The following is a 22992-nucleotide window of genomic DNA, read 5'->3' on the forward strand; positions in this document are numbered from 1 at the left end:
AGGTCATGTTCCTCAAACGCTTGGACGTTGTAGGATTTAAATCTTTCGCAGAGAAAATTTCGATTGATTTTGTACCTGGAGTCACGGCAGTGGTTGGACCAAACGGGAGCGGCAAAAGTAATGTGACCGATGCAGTCCGATGGGTACTTGGAGAGCAGTCTGCGAAATCGCTGCGTGGAGCAAAAATGGAAGATATCATCTTTTCGGGAAGTGACACGAGGAAAGCGTTGAATTTTGCGGAAGTTTCATTGACCCTTGATAACGAGACGAATTCCCTGCCGATTGATTTTCATGAAGTCAGTGTGACTAGACGGGTATACCGATCGGGAGAAAGTGAATTTTTCATTAATAATCAAGGTTGCCGACTGAAAGACATCATAGATCTTTTCATGGATTCTGGTCTTGGGCGTGAAGCGTTTTCCATAATCAGCCAAGGGAAAGTGGAAGAAATCCTAAGCAGTAAGGCAGAAGAAAGACGAGTGATCTTTGAAGAAGCAGCAGGTGTCCTGAAATATAAAACAAGAAAACGAAAAGCGGAATCGAAGCTGACGGAAACTCAGGATAACTTAAACCGTGTCCATGATATCCTCCATGAATTGGAGGGGCAAGTGGAACCGTTGAAAATTCAGTCTTCCCTCGCCAAGGAATTTTTGGAGAAGAAAGAAGAGCTTGAGCAAATAGAAGTAGCTTTAACCGTTTTTGAAATAGAAGAACTTTATGAAAAATGGGAAAACCTATCCCAGGAACTTGAAAAACATAATGAAATGGAACAGCAAATGGCAGGGCAGCTTCATGACAGGGAAGCGCATCTCAAAAAGCTTCGGGATAGTCTTGCGACTCTTGAGACATCGATCAATGAACTTCAGGAAATTCTCCTGAATGCCAGTGAAGAACTTGAAAAGCTTGAAGGCCGTAAAGAAGTTTTGAAAGAACGGAAAAAAAATGCCGCCCAAAACAAGTCACAGCTTGAAAAAGCGATTGTGGAAGGTGAGGCTGCTGTCGAGCGCTTGTCCCTGCAAAAGGAACGAGAAACTGAACTCCTGAATGCCCTGAACTCGGAAGTGAAAGGGTTACAGGAAACCTTAAATGAAAAACAAAAAAGCTTAGGCCTATTCAATAGTGATATCGAAGCGATGATTGAAGTGAAAAAGAGTGACTATATCGAGTGGTTGAACAAGCAGGCAGCAGCTAAAAACGAAAAACAGTACCTGGTCCAGCAGCTAACACAGCAGGAACATAAAAATGCTAAACTTGATATGGAAAATGAAAAGTTTTTAACCGAGCGAATGGATATCACTGCTAAAAAAGTGGAATATTCAAAGCTAATGGACAATGTGACCAAGCAGCTTGAAGAGCATGTCTCTTATTTCCGAAATCAGCAGAATAAATTGAATGCGGCAAAGGATACGTATCAAAAACAAGAAACCACCCTTTATAAGGCCTATCAATTCCTTCAACAGGCAAAATCACGTAAGGAACTTCTTGAAGAAATGGAAGAGGATTATGCAGGCTTTTTTCAGGGAGTTAAAGAAGTTTTAAAAGCGAAAGAAACCCTTCGAGGCATAGAAGGGGCAGTTGCGGAATTGATAAAGGTTCCAAAAGAATATGAAACGGCCATCGAAACGGCTCTGGGCGGAGCGATGCAGCATGTGGTCGTGGAACGCGAAGAGCATGCACGAGAAGCCATTTCCTTCTTGAAGAAACATAGGTATGGACGTGCGACGTTCTTGCCTTTATCAGTCATTAAGGCAAGAGAGATTTCAGTAAGCCAATTATCGATGCTAAAGAGCCACTCAGCTTTTGTGGGAACGGGCTCCTCATTGATTCAATATGATGACAGGCATGCAGCAATTGCGGAAAACCTGTTAGGGACTGTCATTATCACGACAGATCTAAAGGGTGCAAATGACTTGGCGAAAATGATGCAGCACCGTTTCCGCTTCGTAACCCTCGAAGGGGATATCGTCAATCCAGGTGGTTCAATGACTGGTGGTGCGTTAAAGCAAAAAACGACCTCCCTGCTTTCGAGGAAAACGGAATTGGAAGAGCTCCATCAAAAACTAGCCGCCATGGAAGCGAAAACGAATCAGCTAGAAAAGCAGGTCAAACAGCTCAAAGTGGATGTGGGTGTTCAAGAGCAAACGCTTGAACAAACTAGAAAAACAGGGGAAAGCCTTCGATTACAAGAACAAACCCTGAAGGGCGAACTTCGTGAAGTGGAGCTACAGGAAAGAAATGTGAATGAACGGCTGCATCTTTATGATTTGGATAAAAATTCATATTTAGAAGAACAACAGCAAAAAACGGCAAGACTTGAAGAGCTGGAAGAGCTTTTGGAATCATGTAAAATGGAAATTGAAGGGCTTGACCGGCTGATTTCCGACATGACGGAACAAAAGCAATCCCAACAATCCTCAAAAGAGAGCCTTGCCGAAGAAACGAATGAACTGAGGGTAACACTGGCCTCTAAGCGTGGGCAGCTACAAAACCAAAAAGAGAAGATGGAACGCATTGAATCGGATCTATCAAAGGAAACAAGCAGGCTTGACGAAAACAAAGATGATTTGGGGCTCCTGACCAATGAAATGACAGACAGTTCAAGCGGGGAAGAGACCCTGGAAGATATGGCCAAGCAGAAATTGCTCGATAAAAATGGGGCAATTGAAGGGATCACCATAAAAAAACAGGAGAAAAACGAGCTTCTAACAGAAGTTGAAACACTTGAACGGACCTTGAAAGAAGAAAACCGACTTTATAGAGGCATTGTTGAAGTGATAAAGGACGAAGAAGTAAAATTAACCCGTCTCGATTTGGAATTGGAGAATCGTCTCGATCACTTGAGAGAAGAATATACGCTTTCCTTTGAAGGTGCTAAAGAACAGTATCCATTGATGATGCCTGCAGAAGAAGCCCAAAAAAAGGTGAAGCTCATCAAGCTTGCAATCGAGGAATTAGGGACGGTAAATTTAGGTGCGATTGATGAATACGCACGTGTAGCTGAACGCTATGAATTCCTCCTTAGTCAAAAGGAAGACCTTCAACAGGCGAAAGATACATTATTCCAAGTCATCGATGAAATGGATGATGAAATGAAGCGGCGCTTTGCGGATACCTTTTATTCGATCCGTGAAGAATTCGAACAAGTATTCAAAGCATTATTTGGCGGAGGCAGAGCTGAGCTGAAACTGACGAATCCGGATGATTTACTAAATACAGGGGTAGATATCATTGCACAGCCGCCTGGGAAAAAACTGCAGAATTTGAGTCTCTTATCCGGAGGAGAACGGGCACTGACAGCCATAGCCCTTTTATTCTCCATTCTGAAAGTGCGGCCGGTGCCTTTCTGTATTCTAGATGAAGTCGAAGCAGCCCTTGATGAGGCCAATGTAGTCCGGTTTAGCCAATTTTTAAGGAAGTTCAGCAGGGAAACACAGTTTATCGTGATTACTCACCGTAAAGGCACGATGGAAGAGGCTGATGTACTATATGGCATTACGATGCAGGAGTCAGGCGTTTCCAAACTTGTTTCCGTTCGGATGGAAGAATCAGAAAACTTTATTGAAGTTTAAATTCATTATTAGAGGAAGTGGGACAATGAGTTTTTTCAAAAAGCTAAAAGAGAAATTTACGACCCAGGAAGAAAAAGAAAAAGAAGTTGAAGCAGAGGTATCCATAGGGGAAAAATTCAAGCAAGGTTTGACAAAGACGAGGAATTCGTTTACTGGAAGAGTTAATGAACTCGTTGCCCGTTATCGGAAAGTGGATGAGGACTTTTTTGAAGAACTTGAAGAAATCCTGATACAGGCTGATGTAGGCTTTGATACTGTGATGGAACTAATTGATCAATTAAAAATGGAAGTCAAGCTTCGCAATATCTCTGATACGAGGGAAGTGCAATCCGTCATTTCCGAAAAGCTTGTCGAAATCTACCAAGGTGATGAAGAAGGGACTCCAAGCCTGAATATACAAGAAGAAGGTTTGACGGTCATTTTGTTCGTAGGGGTTAATGGGGTAGGCAAAACGACGACAATTGGTAAACTTGCTCATAAATTCAAGGCAGAAGGCAAGTCTGTCGTATTGGCAGCCGGGGATACGTTCCGTGCCGGTGCAATTGAACAGCTCGAGGTATGGGGAGAGCGTGTCGGTGTCAGTGTAATCAAGCAAGGAGAAGGCTCTGATCCTGCCGCTGTTATGTTCGATGCCATTCAGGCTGCTAAGGCACGTAAAGCGGATATCCTGATTTGTGATACAGCTGGACGTTTACAAAATAAAGTGAATTTAATGAAGGAATTGGAAAAGGTGAAGCGTGTAATTGAACGTGAAATACCTGGTGCACCACATGAAGTGTTGCTTGCTCTAGATGCAACAACCGGACAAAATGCACTTATTCAGGCCAAGACATTCAAAGAAGCGACCAATGTTTCCGGTATTGTTTTAACAAAGCTTGATGGCACGGCAAAAGGTGGAATTGTTTTGGCAATTCGCAATGAACTGGCCATTCCCGTTAAATTTGTCGGGCTTGGTGAAAAAATGGACGATCTTCAGGAATTCGATGCAGAGAAATATGTTTATGGCCTCTTTGCTGATATCATTGATAAAGAAGAGGTTTAAGAAAAAAATGCCCGGAAGAGATTTTTCTCTTCTGGTTTTTTTGCCATTTTTGAATGAGGCACCTACATCATTACAGGAGTCACTGTGAACTTCTAGAAGCAAGAAAACGAAAAAAATAAAGCTTTACAAACAAGTGGTAAGGAGTTTAACTTGACATCAAATAAACAAGGCTTTACAATATAAACTTGTAAAGGGTTTTCACTTAACAGCAGGGAGGCTTGCTAAGATGCTTGAAAAGACAACGCGGATTAATTATTTGTATGACTTTTACCAATCGTTGTTAACAGAGAAGCAGCAGAGCTACATGTCCCTCTACTATCTGGATGATTACTCTCTTGGCGAGATTGCCGATGAATACGAAGTCAGTAGGCAGGCAGTCTATGATAATATAAAAAGAACAGAAGCGATGCTTGAGGAATATGAAGCAAAGCTATTGTTATTTCAAAAATTTCAAGAGCGTAACCAGTGGATTGCGAATATGAAGGGGCTCATAGAAAAGGATTCCTTTTCAAAAGAGAAGCTGCTAGACGCAATCACAACGCTTGAGAAGTTGGATTAGGAGGCGGCAATATGGCATTTGAAGGATTGGCCGACCGACTGCAGAGCACGATGCAAAAGATCCGTGGAAAAGGTAAGGTCAACGAAGCGGACGTTAAAGAAATGATGCGTGAAGTTCGATTGGCCCTGCTTGAAGCGGATGTTAACTTTAAAGTCGTGAAGGATTTTGTAAAACGTGTTAGTGAACGTTCGGTAGGTCAGGAAGTGCTGAAAAGCTTAACCCCCGGTCAACAGGTAATTAAAGTAGTTAAGGAAGAATTGACGGAGCTGATGGGCGGCGAACAAAGCAAGATTGCCGTTGCCTCGAAACCACCGACCGTCATTATGATGGTAGGTCTTCAGGGTGCTGGTAAAACGACGACCACCGGAAAGCTTGCCAATCTTCTTAGAAAAAAATACAACCGCAAGCCATTGCTCGTTGCGGCTGATATTTACCGTCCGGCGGCGATTAAGCAGCTTGAAACACTTGGCAAACAATTAAGCATGCCTGTTTTCTCTCTTGGGGACCAGGTCAGCCCTGTAGAAATTGCCAAACAGGCGATTGAAAAAGCTAAGGAAGAACATCATGATTATGTGTTGATTGATACCGCAGGCCGCCTTCATGTTGATGAAAACTTGATGGGTGAACTGAAGGATATCAAAGAATTGACAAAACCCGATGAAATCTTCCTGGTTGTCGATGCGATGACAGGTCAGGATGCGGTCAATGTAGCCCAAAGCTTTAATGAACAGTTAGGCCTGACTGGAGTCGTACTTACGAAACTTGATGGGGATACACGTGGTGGTGCGGCACTTTCGATTCGTTCAGTCACCAACACGCCGATTAAATTCGTCGGTATGGGAGAAAAATTGGATGCACTTGAAGCATTCCATCCAGAACGGATGGCTTCGCGTATCCTCGGCATGGGTGATGTATTGACCCTTATCGAAAAAGCACAGGCCAATGTAGATGAAGAAAAAGCGAAAGAATTAGAGAAAAAGATGCGTACAGCCACCTTTACCTTTGATGATTTCCTTGATCAGCTTGGTCAGGTGCGGAATATGGGTCCGCTTGATGATATTCTGAAAATGATTCCCGGTGCGAACAAAATGAAAGGGATGGATAACCTTCAGATCGATGAGAAACAGATCGGTCATGTCGAAGCTATCATCCGTTCAATGACGACGCAGGAAAAGGAACATCCAGAAACCATGAATGCATCCCGTAAGAAACGGATTGCCAAAGGAAGCGGCAGATCGATTCAAGAAGTGAACCGTCTATTGAAGCAATTCGAAGAAATGAAAAAGATGATGAAACAGGTTACGAACATGCAAAAAGGCAAGAAAAAGGGATTTAAATTCCCGTTCATGTAAGGTTAATTTTAGGTTGAAACTGAGGAGAAATACGGGTTAAAGCCATGTGTTTCAACACTTTTTTTACCTGTTAAGAAAAAAACCTTTACAAACATACAAGACATTTGATATTATACTATCTTGTGTGAAACTATTCGGAGGTGCTATTTAAAATGGCAGTAAAAATTCGCTTAAAACGTATGGGAGCTAAAAAATCTCCTTTCTATCGTATTGTAGTTGCAGATTCTCGTTCACCACGTGACGGACGTTACATTGAAGTGGTAGGAACTTATAACCCGGTGACTCAACCAGCTAAAGTTGACATCAACGAAGAGCTTGCTCTTAAATGGTTACAAGATGGAGCTAAACCATCTGATACAGTTCGTAACTTATTCTCAACACAAGGCATCATGGAAAAATTCCATGTTGCAAAAAACAGCAAGTAATCGACGGTAGTTGATGAAAGCACTAATTGAAACGATTGTTTCAGCACTTGTGGATTATCCGGAAGAGGTCATCGTGACCTCCAAGGAAGAGTCCGACCGGATTGTTTATATCCTCTCCGTTCATAAAGAGGACATGGGCAAGGTCATCGGTAAACAAGGGCGTGTTGCTAAGGCGATTCGGACTGTGGTATATGCAGCAGGATCTTCACAGCAGAAGAAAATCTATTTGGAGATTTCCGAATAAGGAGGGCTAATACCCCTCCTTTTTTTGTACTTCAAGAAAGTGAAATTCCGACTTTGATCCTATTTGGATCTGACCCGGAGTTTAAACTTTACGCCTTTTTAAGACGCATCTTTTATCGATTTACGTTATACTTAAGAGAATGACCCCCTTTTTCAAAAAGATTACCCCATCATACATATTTTTTGAAGGAAATAAGAAATCATAGATAATAGGAGGTGCTGGAATGAAAATTCTCCAAAATGTAATCGTTAACCAAGTATTAACGGAATCCAGCAAGAATCAGCTCCTCGAGAAGTACAAGTCAAAACGCCTTCAGCTTCAAAAAGAGAGCGAACAGCTTCGCTTTGAACTGAAAAAGCTTGAAAAAACAAGAAATCTCCAGCCTGCTAGTCTCCGTGCTCATTTCGAAAAAGAAATAAACCAGAGGCAAGAAAAAATTAAACTGCTTGAATTTCAAATGGAGCAGTTGGAGATCCTTCCCACCGGAAGCGAATTGAAGGAACGGGAAGTTCAAAGTATCATTGATGTGGAAATTGGGGCAGATTGGGACGATATTATGGCAACGAAGACTATTGTCATTAAAGATGGAATCGTCTCGGAAATTCGTTAGAGGTGAAAGAATGGAAAAATGGTTTAATGTAGGTAAAATTGTCAACACACATGGTCTTTTAGGAGAAGTGCGTGTCATTTCTTCAACAGACTTTCCGGAAAAACGATTCAAAGTGGGTAATACACTGCATTTATTTAGGGACACTGAGAAAAAGCCTTTGCCGCTTATCATCAGGTCACATCGTACCCATAAAAACTTTAACCTATTGACGTTTGAGAACTATTATAACGTCGGACAGGTCGAGGCTTTTAGAAACGGGGTACTGAAAGTCAAGGAAGCACAGCTTGGTAAATTGGACGAAGGTGAGTTCTACTTCCATGAAATCATCGGCTGTTCTGTATTTACGGATGAAGGTTTGGAAGTTGGGGAAATCATTGAGGTTCTTACGCCTGGTGCCAATGATGTTTGGGTCATTAAAAAAGCTGGCAGTAAGGATATTCTGATTCCGTATATTGAACAAATTGTAAAAGAAGTAGATATCTCCGCTAAAAAGGTCATCATTACACCGATGGAAGGACTTTTAGACTGATGAAAATCGATGTGCTTTCGCTTTTTCCAGAAATGTTCGAAGGGGTATTTGGCTCGTCAATCTTAAAAAAGGCTGCGGAAAAGCAGGCTGTCAGCTATAAGGTGACCAATTTTCGAGACTATGCAGATAATAAGCACTCGACGGTAGACGATTATCCTTATGGCGGAGGTGCCGGAATGGTATTGAAGGCACAACCGATTTTTGATGCTGTGGAAGCTTTAAAAGGACAAGCTGAGCTAACCCCAAGGGTAGTCCTGCTTTGTCCTCAGGGAGAGCGTTACACGCAGAAAAAAGCTGAAGAGTTTGCAAATGAAGAACATCTCATTTTCATATGCGGGCATTATGAAGGATACGATGAGCGCATTCGGGAGCATGTCGTCACGGATGAAATATCGATTGGTGACTTTGTTCTTACAGGCGGGGAATTAGGCGCAATGGTCATTATTGACAGCGTTGTGCGCTTGCTTCCCGGCGTTCTAGGAAATGTTGACTCCCCGATTCTTGATTCCTATTCTTCTGGTTTGTTAGAGCATCCCCATTATACTAGACCTGCAGATTTTCGGGGGATGAAAGTTCCCGATCCGCTAATATCCGGTAATCATAAAAAAATCGATGAATGGCGGATGAAGGAATCTCTGCGCAGAACGTGGATGCGACGTCCTGATTTGCTCGATAGTTATGAACTATCGGAACTTGAAAAAAAATTATTGTCCGAGATTAAAAAAGAAGACTGATGTCTATTGCATCGACGTTTATAGTATGATAGGATATACCTTGTGACTTGGGCAAAATGCTCAGTCTTATAACGATGTTCCGCTGCAAACAATAAGTATTTGCAAGAGCGTCCAGGAGGAGTTGAAATCGATGCAAAATCTTATTAACGAAATCACAAAAGAACAACTTCGCTCAGATCTTCCATCATTCAGACCTGGTGACACAGTACGTGTACACGTAAAGGTTATTGAAGGAACTCGCGAACGTATCCAGTTGTTTGAAGGCGTTGTAATCAAACGTCGTGGCGGCGGAGTTAGTGAAACTTTCACAGTGCGTAAGATCTCTTACGGCGTTGGAGTAGAACGTGCTTTCCCTGTTCACACACCAAAAATTGCGAAACTAGAAGTTATCCGTCACGGTAAAGTACGTCGTGCGAAACTTTATTACCTACGCGAACTTCGTGGTAAAAAAGCACGTATTAAAGAAATTCGTCGTTAATTCTTCGAATATCTTCATGCGGGTTTACCATGATCCACATAAGGTGAATAACCAAACAGTATCAAAAAGGGAGCTTGTTTATCAGGCTCCCTTTTTGCACTTTAAGAAACCATTAATGCACACATACTGTGAAAACTATATAGAATCCTGCTCGCTATAGGGTCCGCAACATGTTAAAATAATTGTTGATATGCTTTCTAAAAGGGTGGGTAAGGATGGCGAAAAAGAAAAATGAATTGTGGGAATGGACAAAGGCGGTCATAATCGCAGTTATAGCTGCGACACTGATTCGTTATTTCCTCCTGGCTCCTATTGTTGTGGACGGTAATTCCATGATGCCGACATTAAAGGATACGGACCGCATGCTCGTTGATAAAATCTCCTATTCGATTGGTGAACCGAAAAGATTCGACATTATCGTTTTTGAAGCTCCAGAAGGCAAAGATTACATAAAGCGGGTCATCGGATTGCCAGGGGATAAAGTGGAATATAAAGATGATACTCTTTACGTGAATGGAAAAGCTTATGATGAGCCATACTTGGATGAAAATAAAAAAAAATTGATTGATGGCGGGGCTTTGACGGAACCTTTTACATTAAGTGATGTCATAGAACAAGGAACGGTGCCTGAAGACCATCTATTTGTCTTAGGGGATAATCGCCGTGTTAGTAAGGATAGTCGCTATATTGGCGTTGGCGTCGTTCCTTACGATAAAGTGTTAGGAAAAACTAAATTAGTTTATTGGCCGATTGAAGACTTTCGATTGGCGGAATAGTAGGAAGGTGGATTCCATTGACAATACAGTGGTTCCCTGGCCATATGGCCAAAGCAAGACGGGAAGTAACAGAGAAATTAAAACTGATCGACATCATCTTTGAACTTGTGGATGCCCGGATTCCGGCATCTTCACGAAATCCAATGATTGATGAAATCATACAGCATAAACCGAGGGTTATCCTTTTGAATAAAGCTGATATGGCTGATCCGGTAAAGACGAATATGTGGCTTGAATATTATAAATCGCAGGGGAAAACAGCGATTGCCATTAACTCGCAGGCAGGAAACGGTTTAAACCAGATTACAGCTGCTTCTAAAAAACTTTTAAAAGAGAAGTATGACAGGATGGAATCAAGAGGAATAAAGCCAAGAGCTATCCGCGCCATGATAGTCGGGATTCCGAATGTAGGGAAATCAACTTTAATCAATCGACTTGCCAAAAAGAACATTGCCAAAACAGGGAATACACCTGGGGTTACGAAGGCGCAGCAATGGATAAAAGTTGGTAAGGAATTGGAACTGTTGGACACGCCGGGTATTCTCTGGCCTAAATTTGAGGATCAGGAAGTGGGCCTGAAGCTTGCATTGACGGGAGCGATCAAGGATACGATCTTAAACTTGCACGAGGTCTCGTTATACGGTCTGCGCTTTTTGGAAAAGGAATATCCGGATAGATTGAAATCCCGTTATAACCTGGATGCAATTCCTCAGGAAACGCTTGAACTGTTCGATGCCGTCGGAAAGTTCAGGGGATGTTTAGCATCTGGTGGCTTCATTGATTATGACAAAACCGCAGAGTTGGTCGTACGTGAAATCCGTTCAGAAAAGATGGGCCCTCTTACGTTTGAGGTCCCTAAGGATTATGAAGAGGATAATATCCCCGAATAACATTAAGTAAAGATTACAAGACACTGACCTGATTTTTGAAGAAGGTCGGTGAAAAGGGTTGATACGGAGTTGGAGTTGGATGTCGAAAAGGTTTTTTACTTTTGATGTCTCTTTTCCGCTCCGTATTTTTGTTTGAACTGTAGAAAAGGAGCAAGACTGCCGATAATTAATATGATGGGTGATAAATGATGAAAACTGCATTGAGCATTAAGGAAATCTCCTTAAAGTTAAAGACAATAAGAGAGCCAGAAGATTTATTTCTACAAGAATGCCGGGAAGACAGCCGAAAGGGAGTAACCGACTTAGTGAGCAAATGGCAAAGAGCCTATGAAAAAGAGCAACAAGTAAAGGATACTTTCACGGAAATGACGGAGTTTGAACGGCAATTGCGTAAACAGGGGTTTTCCATTCTTGCAGGTATCGATGAAGTAGGAAGAGGACCTTTGGCAGGACCAGTTGTGACAAGTGCCGTCATTTTGCCGGAATCTTTTTATTTGCCAGGACTGAATGATTCTAAAAAGATTCCAGAATCAAAAAGGGAACAGTTTTATGAGATGATTTTTAAGGAAGCACTATCCATAGGTGTGGGTGTTGTACATAGCGAAGTAATTGATGAAATCAATATATATCAAGCTACGAAAAAGGCAATGGTGGCCGCGGTGAACGATCTGTCAGAACTTCCCGATCATTTGTTGATTGATGCGATGGAACTGGATGTGCCGATTCCGCAGCTTTCACTCATAAAGGGGGATGCAAGAAGCATTACCATCTCAGCGGCCTCCATTATAGCGAAAGTGACTCGTGACAGGATGATGAAGGAGTATGGTGAAGAATATCCGGAATATGGTTTCGAAAAGCACATGGGATATGGGACAAGCCAACATTTAGAAGTGCTCGAGAAGCACGGGCTTACACCTTGGCATAGAAGAAGTTTTGCACCAGTTAAGGAAATCGCTGCACGAACGAAGGACTAAGGGAGGATGAGTGATGCAATCCATAACAAGCGGTCAACCCGTATCTTCACCAATTGAAATACAAGGAACTGCGAGTTTGAAAAACGGTCAAATCCTTTTCGGGAAAGTGAATAAGGTTTTTCCTAACCAAACGGCCGAGGTACAAATTGGCCATCAAAAAATGATTGCCACTCTCGATATCCCGCTTCGGGCAGGAGAAAGGTATTGGTTTCAAATGCAGCCACAAAATGAGGGGAAGGTCGTGTTAAAAGCTTTAGATTCCCCGAATTTGAGCTGTTCCAGCTTAGATGGCACAGCTGCACAATTGATCGCTCATCTCGGCATAACGCCCGAACCTGCGGCAGCAAAGCTTGCCGAATATCTCCTGAAAAACCGTCTCCCGATAACCAAGGAAACTTTTCAGTCCGCTTTGCAATGGCTGAAAACTGCTGATGATGCAGAAGTTGGTCTGCCTCTGATAAAAACAATGTTCATTCAGCAATTGCCTTTTGTAAAAGATGTATTTGATGCATTATTTTCACAGGCCAAAGGCGAACCTTTCCACAAATTGCTAAGCGGCCTCAAGCAGCACCTGCAGGATGGGGGGGTGGAAACGAAGACGGCTATCAAGCTTATGAAGGTATTGGACTCCTTGCATGTGGCTAAACAGAGTCAGCTTCAACAATTCGGTTTGCAAAAACTAGTGACCATTTGGCTGGATTCGGATTCAACACCCGAAATGAAATCCGGCGCATTTTCCCTGCTTCAAAAGACAGGTTTCGTCCCAAAGGGAATTACAGAATCTGTCTTTCTGGAAAAGTTAATTGATGGAGCTGAGGCGAGGTCCGGAATTCCTAAGAATTCAGCGATTGAAAAATTACACCGAGGATTACATTTACTTTCCGAGGCAAAAAGCGGAGCATTTGGAAAAATTGACGAAATCGAAATTAATATAAATCGGATATTGAACGGCTATGAACATAAAGGGGCAAAAATGCCAACTGATATCCAATCGATGCAGAAAAAAATTTCTGCAGAAAAACTTTCCCCTCTTGCCTTTCATTTGCTTGAGAATACTTTTACAGAAACAGAAGCAACAGCCGGAAAAAAAGCAGTAGGCGGAAAAGTAGAAGTGAATGACCTTTTAGGTTATTTGAATATGGATAGAGAGCAGGTAGCTGAGTCGAAGGGTAAGACGGCTGAACTGCTATTTCAGTCGCTTAAGCAGCTGCCTGAGGCCCAATACGTTAGGAATAATGAGAAGCTGGTCCTTGCCCGTGTATTTGAAGATGAGTTTCAAACAATCGATTTCACTATGGGTCCATCTGTTGCACACCAACTAAAAGAGTGGACGAAGATCCTTGGTCTTCAGCTGGAACATGCACTCGTTAATCTTTCTGGAGATGAAATGGAGTTCTCGAAGGATCTGGATACACTTAAACCGCTGCTGCTTAAATTGCTGAATGAGCAAACTCCGGCAGCTATTAAGGAAATCGCAGAACAAATCCTAAATCGGATTACTGCCCAACAGATACTTTCACAGGAAAATGGGCCGGTTCAGAATTTGCTCCTTACACTTCCACTCAATCTGGGCTCTACACAAACGGACCTAACTTTACAATGGAGCGGAAGGAAAACAAAAGATGGCAAGATAGACCCGGATTACTGCCGTGTCCTATTTTATTTAGAATTAGAACGCCTTAAAGAGATTATCATCGATATGCAGGTTCAAAATCGAATCATAAAGGTGACGGTCATTAATGGGCATGGTGCAGTCCTTGAAGAGGCAGCTAATCAATATCTTGAACTCCTGAGAGAGAATTTGGAAAAAATGGATTACAGATTGTCAGGGGTTTCATTTGTAAATATGGGGAATGGAAAAGAAAGGGAGCACGGATTGAAATCCGTTCCTTTTATAGAATCCGGTTCATATAGTGGAGTGGATATTCGAATATGAAAAATGATAGGCGAAAAGAAGCGATTGCCTTAAAGTATGATCAAAAGACATCCAAAGCTCCCGTCATATTGGCGAAGGGGAAAGGTAAAACGGCTGAAAATATCCTGGAAAGGGCTATGAAGCTGGATATACCGGTTCAAAAGGATGAGTCGCTTGCTGCACTTTTAGGTCAATTGGATATAAATCAAACGATTCCGGAAGAATTGTACGGAGCTGTTGCGGAAGTATTTGCATTCATTTATAAAGTCGACAAGGACATGAATCGGTAGGAGCCTGATTATCCTTGTGATTTCACCAAACGGATTTCTGTTGGTTTATGTAGAATATTAGGGAAATCACCAACGAATTTTCATTATATTAGAAAAATACTAAACTATTTGCAAAGGACAAAGCCACGGCTTTGTCCTTTTGCTTTTCCTTTGAATCAAGACAAGGATAACCGTAATTTTTCATGAAATGATCTCTGGGTTAATATGGTGAAAAGGCTTTCACGGGAGTGTTTTTAATAGATTTATAGCTGTAATAACTTTTTTTGCAATAGAATTTCAGAGGTAAAATAAATGATTTAAATAAGAAAAAACACAACGGTGAAGAAGGTTTTTCCCATTTTACAAAAGGATATGGAAGTATATTATAATAATATTTTAAAAATTATGAGAAAGAAAATTATGCACGAAGTAGAATTTTGTTGTAATATGGTAGAGAAAACACGCATTAAATTTCAAGGTTGGTTTTTTAGTAGATAAGGAGGATGGGAAATGAATATCCATGAGTATCAGGGAAAAGAGATATTGCGACAATACGGGGTATCCGTTCCAAATGGCCGGGTTGCCTTTACTGTAGATGAAGCAGTGGAAGCAGCGAAGGAGTTAGGTACGGAAGTTGTTGTCGTCAAAGCTCAAATTCATGCGGGCGGCCGCGGGAAAGCCGGCGGAGTTAAGGTAGCGAAAAATCTTGATGAAGCACGTACATATGCAGAAGAGATTCTTGGTAAGACGCTGGTGACCCATCAAACAGGACCTTCAGGCAAGGAAGTTAAGCGTTTACTTATTGAAGAAGGCTGCGACATTACGAAAGAATATTATATCGGGCTGGTCCTTGACCGTGCTACGAACAGTGTCGTATTGATGGCGTCTGAAGAAGGCGGAACGGAAATTGAGGAAGTGGCTGAAAAGACACCAGAGAAAATTTTCAAAGAAGTAATCGATCCGGTTGTCGGCCTGACTGGCTTCCAGGCACGTAGGATTGCATTCAATATCAATATTCCGGCTTCACTTATAAATAAAGCTTCCAAACTGATGGTTAACTTATATACAGCTTTCGTTGAAAAAGATTGCTCAATCGCTGAAATCAACCCATTAGTGGTAACGGGTGATGGCAATGTAATGGCACTTGATGCTAAATTGAATTTCGATGATAATGCGATTTACCGCCATAAAGACATCGCGGAGTATCGTGACCTGGATGAAGAGGATGCCAAAGAGATTGAAGCATCAAAACATGGCCTTAGTTACATATCGCTAGACGGAAATATCGGATGCATGGTTAATGGTGCCGGACTTGCTATGGCAACGATGGACATCATTAAACATTATATGGGAGATCCGGCTAACTTCCTTGACGTTGGTGGCGGCGCTACTGAGGAAAAAGTAAAAGAGGCTTTCAAAATCATCCTATCCGATCAAAATGTTAAAGGCATCTTCGTTAATATCTTCGGGGGGATCATGAAATGTGACATCATCGCGACAGGCGTCGTAGCTGCTGCTAAAGAGCTTGGCCTGGATGTCCCTCTTGTTGTTCGTCTTGAAGGTACGAATGTGGACCTTGGTAAAAAGATACTTAAAGAGTCAGGTTTAAATATTACGGCTGCTGAATCAATGGCAGATGGAGCACAAAAAATAGTATCACTTGTAGGATAATAGGCAGGGGGGGAACATAATGAGCGTTTATATTAATAAAGATACGAAAGTGATCGTTCAGGGAATCACTGGTTCAACAGCATTATTTCATACCAAACAAATGTTGGAATACGGCACGAAAATAGTTGGAGGAGTCACTCCAGGTAAAGGCGGAACAGAAGCGGAAGGGGTACCTGTATTCAATACAGTTTCCGAAGCTGTCACTGAAACCGGAGCGAATGCATCGGTTATCTACGTACCGGCTCCATTTGCTGCAGATGCGATTCTTGAGGCCGTTGACGCAGAACTTGATCTTGTTATTTGTATCACGGAACATATTCCTGTCCTGGATATGGTCAAGGTGAAGCGCTACATGGAAGGTAAAAAAACTCGCTTGATCGGACCAAACTGCCCGGGCGTCATTAGTCCGGAAGAATGTAAAATTGGTATTATGCCAGGATATATCCACAAAAAAGGCCATGTAGGTGTAGTTTCTCGTTCTGGAACTTTAACGTACGAAGCCGTTCACCAATTATCACAAGCAGGCATTGGGCAATCTACGGCTGTCGGTATCGGTGGGGATCCCGTTAATGGAACGGATTTCATTGATGTACTGAAAGCATTCAATGAAGATCCGGAAACACATGCGGTGATCATGATCGGGGAAATCGGCGGCACGGCAGAAGAAGAAGCGGCAATCTGGGTGAAAGAAAATATGACTAAGCCAGTTGTAGGTTTCATTGGTGGCCGTACAGCTCCAGCTGGTAAACGTATGGGACATGCTGGTGCCATTATTTCAGGAGGAAAAGGTACAGCTGACGAGAAAATCCGCGTTATGAACGAATGTGGAATTAAAGTTGCTGAGACTCCATCCGTAATGGGTGAAACATTGATCTCCGTCCTAAAGGAAAAAGAAATCTACGAACCTTGTAAAACTCATTGATTTAAGTTTGGCCGACCTGTTTTTTGGGTCGGCCTTTATTTCACTCCAAATTCCTCGGAATACACATTTCGATTACATTGACCATCACAATCAACCTACCTTTAAAAATATCCGATTAGGGGTGCTTCCAATTGAATAAAACAGAAAAATTAATCCATCTCCATCATTGCCGCGGAGCAGGATGGAAAACAATCCAAATTATCATGTCAAATGACCCGTCCTTATCTTCCCTTTTCACAATGAATCACAAGGAATGGGTAAAAATGCTCCCTATCCCTTCAAATAAGCTCACCCTCTTTCTCAAAGATTTACATTCACTCAATACCATCGATAAACTTAAACGATACGAAGATTGCCAAATTCATTGTTTGACCATCTACGATGATGATTATCCTTTTTTGCTGAAGCAAATATTCGATCCGCCATGGGTTCTTTATTTTAAAGGCGATAAGAAGCTTCTAACGAGGAGGAACACGCTAGGTGTTGTTGGAACACGTAAGCCAACCTCGTATGGACTGGAGGCCTTAAAAACGATTCTATTACCTCTTGTAAAGAAAAAATTTGTGATCATAAGTGGAGTGGCGGTTGGTATCGATGCAGAGGCACATAAAATCACTTTGAAGGAAGGAGGAGATACGATTGGGGTTTTAGGAGGAGGTCTTTTGCAAATATATCCAAAATCCAATATTTCCCTTGCCGGGGAAATCATCAATAAAGGGTTACTTTTATCTGAGACTCCACCGGAAATGAGAGCGGAACCTTGGATGTTTCCGCTTAGGAATCGAATCATTAGTGGATTATCAAAGGGAGTATTCGTGGTCGAGGCCAAAGAAAAAAGCGGTTCCCTTATTACGGCACAAGCCGCTTTGGAACATGGCAGGGAGGTATTTGCGCTTCCTGGCAATGTAACGAGTCCGGAATCACTAGGGACCAATCAATTGATTCAAGATGGTGCCAAACTTGTTTTGAGTTCTAAGCAGATTAAGGAAGAATTTTGAACGATATAATATAGAAGATAGCCGGAGAATTAAACGGAAAAATAGAAAAAAAAGGTGTTTTTTTAAAGGAATGGTTGAAATTTTAGACAAAAAGGTTGAAAATATTGTAAAACTGTTATAAGTTTTGCAAATGGCACCTCTTGTCAAAATACTATTAAATAAATAATATGACATGCTTTGGAAAGTAAAGAGGTGTTGACAAATGATTTTTGAATGATTAATAATAGTGAAGATTTATATTACCTCTTTGAGGAGGATTTATTGGATGTCAGAATACTTAGTGATTGTGGAATCGCCTGCAAAGGCGAAAACAATAGAACGTTACTTGGGAAAAAAATATAAAGTAAAGGCTTCCATGGGGCATGTACGCGATTTACCTAAAAGCCAAATGGGTGTCGATGTTGAACATGAATATGAACCTAAATATATAACTATCCGCGGCAAAGGCCCGGTTTTAAAAGAATTGAAAACTGCTGCAAAAAAAGCGAAAAAAATCTATCTCGCGGCTGACCCCGACAGAGAAGGGGAAGCCATTGCCTGGCATTTGGCTCACAGTCTCGATGTCGACATTAATTCTGATTGCCGCGTGGTATTCAACGAAATCACGAAAGAGGCTATCAAAGAATCATTTAAATCACCGAGGCCAATAAATATGAAATTGGTTGATGCCCAACAGGCAAGAAGGATCTTGGATCGTTTGGTCGGATACAATATCAGCCCGCTTTTGTGGAAAAAAGTGAAAAAAGGCTTAAGTGCGGGACGGGTCCAATCGGTTGCTGTACGGATGATCATTGACCGGGAGAAAGAAATCAAAGATTTTATCCCGGAAGAGTATTGGACAATCAAGGCGGATTTTGTAAAAGGAAAAGAACAGTTTGAAGGTTCCTTTTTCAGCCTGGGCGGTGAGCGGAAAGAATTAAATACAGAAGAGGACGTCAAAAAAGTACTCGGTTCTTTAAATGGCGGCGAATTTACGATAGGGGCAGTCGCTAAAAAGGAAAGAAGGCGTAATCCAGCTGCACCTTTTACGACTTCTTCCCTGCAACAAGAAGCGGCTCGAAAATTGAATTTCCGTGCAAAGAAAACAATGATGCTTGCTCAGCAGCTTTATGAAGGAATCGAGCTTGGAAAGGAAGGGACAGTCGGGTTAATCACTTATATGAGAACGGATTCGACCCGGATTTCCGATGTTGCGAAACAGGAAGCCCATACCTTCATTCAAAATAGTTATGGTAAAGATTATGTTCAGGTTGAGCAGCGGAAAGAGAAAAAACAGACTAATGCCCAAGATGCCCATGAAGCGGTCAGACCAACAAGCACATTACGTGAACCGGGTGTAGTCAAGGAGTTCTTATCTAGAGATCAATTCCGTTTATATAAGTTGATTTGGGAGCGATTCGTTTCAAGTCAAATGTCTTCGGCGGTCATGGATACGATGAGCATCGACCTGCATAACGGAGATGTCATCTTCAGGGCCAATGGTTCAAAAATTAAATTTCCGGGCTTCATGAAGGTATATGTTGAGGGATCCGATGACTCAGTGGAAGAAAAGGAAAATGCTCTCCCTGATGTGAAAAAAGGAGATCAATTCTTTTCAAAAGATGTAGAGCCTAAGCAGCATTTCACACAGCCTCCACCCAGATATACAGAAGCACGTCTTGTCAAAACCCTAGAGGAACTGGGAATAGGCCGTCCTTCTACATATGCTCCTACCTTGGATACGATTCAAAAACGTGGTTATGTTACCTTGGATAATAAACGGTTCATCCCAACAGAGCTTGGTGAGATCGTTCTTGAATTGATACGTGAATTCTTCCCGGATATTCTTGATGCAGAGTTCACTGCCAAGATGGAACAGGAATTCGATAGCGTCGAAGAAGGAAGCATCGAATGGATTAAGGTCATCGATGAATTTTATAAAGAATTTGCTGTTCATTTGGCTAAAGCCGAAGTCGAAATGGAGAAAATTGAAATCAAAGATGAGCCTGCAGGTGAAGATTGTGTAGAATGCGGACATGAGATGGTCTTTAAGATGGGGCGTTATGGTAAGTTCATGGCATGCAGTAATTTCCCGGATTGCCGTAACACAAAACCAATCGTTAAAGAAATAGGTGTGAAATGCCCGAAATGTAAAGAAGGGAACATCATTGAAAGGAAAAGTAAAAAACGCCGTATATTTTACGGGTGTGATACCTACCCTGGATGTGACTTCATTTCTTGGGATAAGCCGCTACCGCGGAGTTGTCCAAAATGTGAAGGTACACTTGTTGAGAAAAAACTCAAAAAAGGAGTCCAGGTCCAGTGCATGGATTGTGACTTCAAAGAAACTCCTCAAGCATAGAAAAGTCGTGAACTCGTTTACCTTCCCTATGTACAATTGAGAAACTCTAAATATAAATTGACTCGGCATTTGCCGAGTTTCTTTATGTTAAGCGAAATATGATATTATGGTAACGTGTGGATTTACTTGTTTGAAGAAAATGGATAAAGCTTGAAACTTTTTTATTTAGGTGATGTGATGTAAAATTCAGTGGACAAGTGCATTCTTTTAAAGATATAATTCCTCTTTGCGTCCGTTATCCCTTTTAGTAAAGATGGAATGCTGGATTGACGGCATATGCTTATAAATTATCGTAGCAGGAATGGGCATTTTGGGCATAAATACATAGATATCGTTAAAAATGAAACACTTATGAAAGCAATTTTAATGATAAATGCTCCTGTCTTATCATATCTATACATGGAGGTTCGAAAAATGAAAGAAACAAAAGTAAGTGTAATCGGTGCTGGGCTTGCTGGAAGTGAAGCGGCGTGGCAGTTAGCTAAAAGAGGAATCAAAGTCGATCTATACGAAATGCGCCCGGTAAAACAAACGCCAGCACATCATACCGATAAATTCGCTGAACTTGTTTGTTCCAATTCACTTCGGGCAAATACGTTAACAAATGCGGTTGGTGTATTAAAAGAAGAAATGCGTATACTGGATTCGGTCATCATGTCCGCAGCAGATGCTTGTGCAGTACCGGCTGGCGGTGCTTTAGCTGTCGATCGCCATGAATTTGCTGGTCTTGTGACGGAAAAGGTCAAAAATCATCCAAATGTAACGGTCATTAATGAAGAAGTGACGGAAATTCCTGATGGCCCTACCGTCATTGCAACAGGTCCGCTTACAAGTCAGTCACTATCTGACAGCTTAAAGCAAATCATGGATGAAGAATACTTGTATTTCTATGATGCTGCGGCTCCAATTCTTGAAAAAGACAGCATCAACATGGATAAAGTATACTTAAAATCCCGCTATGATAAAGGGGAAGCAGCTTATTTGAACTGTCCGATGACGGAAGAGGAGTTTGACCGCTTTTATGAAGCGTTGATTGCTGCCGAGACAGTCCCACTTAAAGAATTTGAAAAAGAAATCTTTTTTGAAGGGTGCATGCCGATTGAAGTGATGGCATCACGTGGGAAGAAAACGATGTTATTTGGTCCATTGAAGCCTGTCGGATTAGAAGATCCGAAAACAGGAAAGCGCCCTTTTGCAGTAGTTCAATTGCGCCAAGATGATGCGGCAGGAACTCTCTACAACATTGTTGGTTTTCAGACACATTTGAAATGGGGGCCGCAAAAAGAAGTATTGCAGCTCATACCTGGATTGGAAAATGCGGAAATTGTCCGTTATGGAGTTATGCATCGCAACACTTTCATAAACTCACCTAATGTTCTGAAGCCTACGTACCAATTCAAAAATCGGGACGATTTATTCTTTGCAGGTCAGATGACTGGCGTCGAAGGATATGTAGAATCAGCAGCATCTGGATTGGTTGCCGGTATCAATGCTGCAAGGATCGTCCAAGGATTGGAGCCTACCATTTTTCCTGCGGAGACGACAATGGGTAGCATGGCAAGGTATATAACATCGACAAATGGAAAGAGCTTTCAGCCGATGAACGCCAACTTCGGATTGCTTCCAGACCTTGAAGTGAGAATCAAATCAAAAAAAGAACGGAACGAAACACATGCTAAACGCGCTTTGGACACAATTCAGAACTTTGTGAAAAATTTGTAAAATATTTGCCTGCTGTTTTAAAGTATGATACTATTTATTAGCCTTTGCGAGGTGTTTCCATGATTAATCAAAAAAAGGCATTATCATCCTTCATCGAATATTTACAAATTGAAAAAAACAGTTCACATTACACCATTGAAAATTACAAACGTGATATTCACGAATTTTTCCTGTTCCTAAATGAACAGGGTATCGTCGATATCACGTCTGTTGAATATTTTGATGTCCGGTTGTTTTTAACGAATTTATATGAGAAAAAACTTTCTAAGCGCACTGTAGCAAGAAAAACTTCTTGCTTGCGGAGCTTTTATAAATTTTTATTACGTGAAGGTGATGTGAAGGATAATCCTTTTTCTCTTGTTTCTTTACCTAAAAAGGATCAAAGACTGCCACGTTTTCTGTATGAGAAGGAAATGAAACAGTTGTTTTCTTCTTTAAATAAAGATTCACCGATAGGAATAAGGAACAATGCATTACTGGAATTATTGTATGCGACAGGCATTCGCGTAAGTGAATGTTGTGAGATTAAATTGCAGGATATCGATCTTTCCTTAGGTACAGTATTGGTTCATGGAAAAGGAAAAAAAGATCGCTACGTTCCGGTTGGTAGATATGCTCAAGAAGCGATAGATATATACATACGTACAGCCAGGATGGAAATGACTTCGTCTGACGCTAAGGCGCATGTTTATTTATTTGTTAATTTTCGTGGAGACCCTCTGACACCTAGGGGAGTTCGCTATATATTGAATGAATTGATTAAAAAGTCAGCCGCAGATGGAAGTCTTCATCCCCATATGCTAAGGCATTCCTTTGCTACACACCTATTGAATAATGGGGCGGACATTCGCACGGTTCAGGAATTGCTTGGTCATTCTAAAATTTCATCAACGCAAGTGTATACGCATGTTACAAAAGACCAATTAAAAAAAGTCTACAATGCAACACATCCGCGGCCTTAAATGTTGAAAG

General features: G+C 41.6%; 21 protein-coding genes. All 21 read left to right on the plus strand.

Annotation, left to right across the window (positions count from 1 at the left end):
- The first annotated feature begins 5 nt into the window (after positions 1–5).
- Complete coding sequence (smc, locus tag ACQKKK_RS14555) at positions 6–3569, plus strand: chromosome segregation protein SMC (RefSeq protein ID WP_427616839.1); 3564 nt, start codon at positions 6–8, stop codon at positions 3567–3569.
- A 25-nt stretch (positions 3570–3594) separates the two neighbouring features.
- Positions 3595–4611, plus strand: coding sequence for a signal recognition particle-docking protein FtsY (ftsY, locus tag ACQKKK_RS14560; protein WP_125161819.1), 1017 nt, complete (start codon positions 3595–3597; stop codon positions 4609–4611).
- A 226-nt stretch (positions 4612–4837) separates the two neighbouring features.
- Positions 4838–5170 carry a putative DNA-binding protein gene (locus ACQKKK_RS14565; RefSeq protein WP_061462382.1) on the plus strand — a complete coding sequence of 111 codons (333 nt, stop codon included), beginning with the start codon at positions 4838–4840 and terminating at the stop codon, positions 5168–5170.
- An 11-nt stretch (positions 5171–5181) separates the two neighbouring features.
- Complete coding sequence (gene ffh / locus ACQKKK_RS14570; protein ID WP_061462383.1) at positions 5182–6522, plus strand: signal recognition particle protein; 1341 nt, start codon at positions 5182–5184, stop codon at positions 6520–6522.
- A 152-nt stretch (positions 6523–6674) separates the two neighbouring features.
- Complete coding sequence (rpsP, locus tag ACQKKK_RS14575; RefSeq protein WP_053345299.1) at positions 6675–6947, plus strand: 30S ribosomal protein S16; 273 nt, start codon at positions 6675–6677, stop codon at positions 6945–6947.
- A gap of 13 nt (positions 6948–6960) precedes the next feature.
- Complete coding sequence (locus ACQKKK_RS14580; RefSeq protein WP_048684915.1) at positions 6961–7191, plus strand: KH domain-containing protein; 231 nt, start codon at positions 6961–6963, stop codon at positions 7189–7191.
- Positions 7192–7414: 223 nt separating this feature from the next.
- A complete protein-coding gene (locus ACQKKK_RS14585) occupies positions 7415–7801 on the plus strand; it encodes a YlqD family protein (RefSeq protein ID WP_061462384.1) in 387 nt (128 codons plus the stop codon).
- Between the two features lie 10 nt (positions 7802–7811).
- Positions 7812–8330 (plus strand): ribosome maturation factor RimM, encoded by a 519-nt coding sequence (gene rimM, locus ACQKKK_RS14590; protein ID WP_427616840.1) that lies wholly within the window; start codon positions 7812–7814, stop codon positions 8328–8330.
- Positions 8330–9064 (plus strand): tRNA (guanosine(37)-N1)-methyltransferase TrmD, encoded by a 735-nt coding sequence (gene trmD / locus ACQKKK_RS14595; protein ID WP_427616841.1) that lies wholly within the window; start codon positions 8330–8332, stop codon positions 9062–9064. Before rimM ends, trmD begins: the two co-directional genes overlap by 1 nt.
- A gap of 130 nt (positions 9065–9194) precedes the next feature.
- The gene (gene rplS, locus ACQKKK_RS14600) at positions 9195–9542 is read left to right on the plus strand and encodes a 50S ribosomal protein L19 (protein WP_034313702.1); all 348 of its coding nucleotides are present in this window, start codon (positions 9195–9197) and stop codon (positions 9540–9542) included.
- Between the two features lie 215 nt (positions 9543–9757).
- Positions 9758–10318, plus strand: coding sequence for a signal peptidase I (gene lepB / locus ACQKKK_RS14605; RefSeq protein ID WP_427616842.1), 561 nt, complete (start codon positions 9758–9760; stop codon positions 10316–10318).
- A gap of 17 nt (positions 10319–10335) precedes the next feature.
- Positions 10336–11208, plus strand: coding sequence for a ribosome biogenesis GTPase YlqF (gene ylqF / locus ACQKKK_RS14610; RefSeq protein ID WP_125161832.1), 873 nt, complete (start codon positions 10336–10338; stop codon positions 11206–11208).
- 188 nt (positions 11209–11396) lie between these two features.
- Positions 11397–12182: a ribonuclease HII gene (locus ACQKKK_RS14615; protein WP_427617060.1), complete on the plus strand. Its 786-nt coding sequence runs from the start codon at positions 11397–11399 to the stop codon at positions 12180–12182.
- A 13-nt stretch (positions 12183–12195) separates the two neighbouring features.
- Positions 12196–14118, plus strand: coding sequence for a hypothetical protein (locus tag ACQKKK_RS14620; RefSeq protein ID WP_427616843.1), 1923 nt, complete (start codon positions 12196–12198; stop codon positions 14116–14118).
- A complete protein-coding gene (locus ACQKKK_RS14625; protein ID WP_061462394.1) occupies positions 14115–14387 on the plus strand; it encodes an EscU/YscU/HrcU family type III secretion system export apparatus switch protein in 273 nt (90 codons plus the stop codon). Before ACQKKK_RS14620 ends, ACQKKK_RS14625 begins: the two co-directional genes overlap by 4 nt.
- A 489-nt stretch (positions 14388–14876) precedes the next feature.
- Positions 14877–16037 (plus strand): ADP-forming succinate--CoA ligase subunit beta, encoded by a 1161-nt coding sequence (sucC, locus tag ACQKKK_RS14630; protein WP_427616844.1) that lies wholly within the window; start codon positions 14877–14879, stop codon positions 16035–16037.
- A 19-nt stretch (positions 16038–16056) separates the two neighbouring features.
- On the plus strand, positions 16057–16959 hold the full coding sequence (sucD, locus tag ACQKKK_RS14635; protein ID WP_061462396.1) for a succinate--CoA ligase subunit alpha: 903 nt from the start codon (positions 16057–16059) through the stop codon (positions 16957–16959).
- A 131-nt stretch (positions 16960–17090) separates the two neighbouring features.
- A complete protein-coding gene (gene dprA, locus ACQKKK_RS14640; protein ID WP_427616845.1) occupies positions 17091–17957 on the plus strand; it encodes a DNA-processing protein DprA in 867 nt (288 codons plus the stop codon).
- 265 nt (positions 17958–18222) lie between these two features.
- Entirely contained in the window at positions 18223–20298 is a 2076-nt protein-coding gene (topA, locus tag ACQKKK_RS14645) for a type I DNA topoisomerase (RefSeq protein ID WP_427616846.1), read from the plus strand.
- Positions 20299–20712: 414 nt separating this feature from the next.
- Positions 20713–22020, plus strand: a complete 1308-nt coding sequence (trmFO, locus tag ACQKKK_RS14650; RefSeq protein ID WP_289317168.1) for an FADH(2)-oxidizing methylenetetrahydrofolate--tRNA-(uracil(54)-C(5))-methyltransferase TrmFO — start codon at positions 20713–20715, stop codon at positions 22018–22020.
- A 59-nt stretch (positions 22021–22079) separates the two neighbouring features.
- Positions 22080–22982, plus strand: a complete 903-nt coding sequence (gene xerC, locus ACQKKK_RS14655; RefSeq protein ID WP_427616847.1) for a tyrosine recombinase XerC — start codon at positions 22080–22082, stop codon at positions 22980–22982.
- The last annotated feature ends 10 nt before the right edge of the window (positions 22983–22992 follow it).

The sequence above is a fragment of the Peribacillus sp. NPDC006672 genome (assembly GCF_050274955.1).
Taxonomy (GTDB): Bacteria; Bacillota; Bacilli; order Bacillales; family DSM-1321; genus Peribacillus.

What these genes read in the sequence shown, in the direction of transcription:
- rimM (WP_427616840.1), top strand. Translation starts at nt 7,812, where the DNA reads ATGGAAAAATGGTTTAATGTAGGTAAAATTGTCAACACACATGGTCTT.
- ACQKKK_RS14620 (WP_427616843.1), top strand. Translation starts at nt 12,196, where the DNA reads ATGCAATCCATAACAAGCGGTCAACCCGTATCTTCACCAATTGAAATA.
- ACQKKK_RS14625 (WP_061462394.1), top strand. Translation starts at nt 14,115, where the DNA reads ATGAAAAATGATAGGCGAAAAGAAGCGATTGCCTTAAAGTATGATCAA.
- sucC (WP_427616844.1), top strand. Translation starts at nt 14,877, where the DNA reads ATGAATATCCATGAGTATCAGGGAAAAGAGATATTGCGACAATACGGG.
- trmFO (WP_289317168.1), top strand. Translation starts at nt 20,713, where the DNA reads ATGAAAGAAACAAAAGTAAGTGTAATCGGTGCTGGGCTTGCTGGAAGT.
- ACQKKK_RS14585 (WP_061462384.1), top strand. Translation starts at nt 7,415, where the DNA reads ATGAAAATTCTCCAAAATGTAATCGTTAACCAAGTATTAACGGAATCC.
- ACQKKK_RS14580 (WP_048684915.1), top strand. Translation starts at nt 6,961, where the DNA reads ATGAAAGCACTAATTGAAACGATTGTTTCAGCACTTGTGGATTATCCG.
- lepB (WP_427616842.1), top strand. Translation starts at nt 9,758, where the DNA reads ATGGCGAAAAAGAAAAATGAATTGTGGGAATGGACAAAGGCGGTCATA.
- rplS (WP_034313702.1), top strand. Translation starts at nt 9,195, where the DNA reads ATGCAAAATCTTATTAACGAAATCACAAAAGAACAACTTCGCTCAGAT.
- xerC (WP_427616847.1), top strand. Translation starts at nt 22,080, where the DNA reads ATGATTAATCAAAAAAAGGCATTATCATCCTTCATCGAATATTTACAA.
- ffh (WP_061462383.1), top strand. Translation starts at nt 5,182, where the DNA reads ATGGCATTTGAAGGATTGGCCGACCGACTGCAGAGCACGATGCAAAAG.
- ACQKKK_RS14565 (WP_061462382.1), top strand. Translation starts at nt 4,838, where the DNA reads ATGCTTGAAAAGACAACGCGGATTAATTATTTGTATGACTTTTACCAA.
- trmD (WP_427616841.1), top strand. Translation starts at nt 8,330, where the DNA reads ATGAAAATCGATGTGCTTTCGCTTTTTCCAGAAATGTTCGAAGGGGTA.
- ACQKKK_RS14615 (WP_427617060.1), top strand. Translation starts at nt 11,397, where the DNA reads ATGAAAACTGCATTGAGCATTAAGGAAATCTCCTTAAAGTTAAAGACA.
- topA (WP_427616846.1), top strand. Translation starts at nt 18,223, where the DNA reads ATGTCAGAATACTTAGTGATTGTGGAATCGCCTGCAAAGGCGAAAACA.
- sucD (WP_061462396.1), top strand. Translation starts at nt 16,057, where the DNA reads ATGAGCGTTTATATTAATAAAGATACGAAAGTGATCGTTCAGGGAATC.
- ftsY (WP_125161819.1), top strand. Translation starts at nt 3,595, where the DNA reads ATGAGTTTTTTCAAAAAGCTAAAAGAGAAATTTACGACCCAGGAAGAA.
- rpsP (WP_053345299.1), top strand. Translation starts at nt 6,675, where the DNA reads ATGGCAGTAAAAATTCGCTTAAAACGTATGGGAGCTAAAAAATCTCCT.
- smc (WP_427616839.1), top strand. Translation starts at nt 6, where the DNA reads ATGTTCCTCAAACGCTTGGACGTTGTAGGATTTAAATCTTTCGCAGAG.